This window comes from Thiocystis violacea, from assembly GCF_016583575.1.
In the GTDB taxonomy this organism is placed as follows: domain Bacteria; phylum Pseudomonadota; class Gammaproteobacteria; order Chromatiales; family Chromatiaceae; genus Thiocystis; species Thiocystis violacea.
Genome location: NZ_NRRG01000167.1, coordinates 1 through 695, shown reverse-complemented (window position 1 = coordinate 695; position 695 = coordinate 1). Strand labels below are relative to the sequence as shown.

Here is a 695-nt window from a genome sequence, read left to right as displayed (position 1 = left end):
TATCCTTTTGTCTGTCGCCCGCAGCTTCTCGCCCAACCGCCCTTCCGTGGACCGATTCGTCCCCGCCCGGGCGCTATTCGCGTCGCTGAAATGAATTCCGGCATCGCTATTTGCCAAGAGGACGTTGCCGCGTCATTCAGATCACGGATTCAGGCATGATTTTCCAAATACTCCTGTATCATCTCATCCGTCACATGACCCGAACCAAAAGAGGCATACCCAATCCCCCAGAAATGTTTACCCCAATAGATTTTTCCAAGCTGCGGAAATTCTTCTTGTATTTTCCTTGATGATCGACCCTTACACAATCGAACAATATCGCTTACCGACAGTTTTGGAGGATAGGATATGTATAAGTGGACATGATCTTTACTGACTCGGCCTTTGATAATTTGAATATCGCTTTGGTCGCAGACTTGACGAATCAGATCCCGAATACGCAAACCAATATCTTTCGTCAATACTTTGTATCGGTATTTCGCAATCCAAATCAGGTGGACTTTCAAGTCATGAACAGTGTGCGATGCTTTTCTGTAAGACCTCATAAATGAGAGTATACTAAAAATTTCCTGAATCCGTGATCTGAATGACGCGGCAACGTCCTCTTGGCAAATAGCGATGCCGGAATTCATTTCAGCGACGCGAATAGCGCCCGGGCGGGGACGAATCGGTCCACGGAAGGGCGGTTGGGCGAG

Annotated in this window: 1 protein-coding gene; it reads right to left on the bottom strand. The window is 47.8% G+C overall.

Annotated elements, in window-relative coordinates:
• Positions 1-149: 149 nt before the first annotated feature.
• Complete coding sequence (gene tnpA / locus CKO27_RS24010; protein WP_200377420.1) at positions 150-545, bottom strand: IS200/IS605 family transposase; 396 nt, start codon at positions 543-545, stop codon at positions 150-152.
• Between the last annotated feature and the right edge of the window lie 150 nt (positions 546-695).

What these genes read in the sequence shown, in the direction of transcription:
- tnpA (WP_200377420.1), bottom strand. Translation starts at nt 545, where the DNA reads ATGAGGTCTTACAGAAAAGCATCGCACACTGTTCATGACTTGAAAGTC.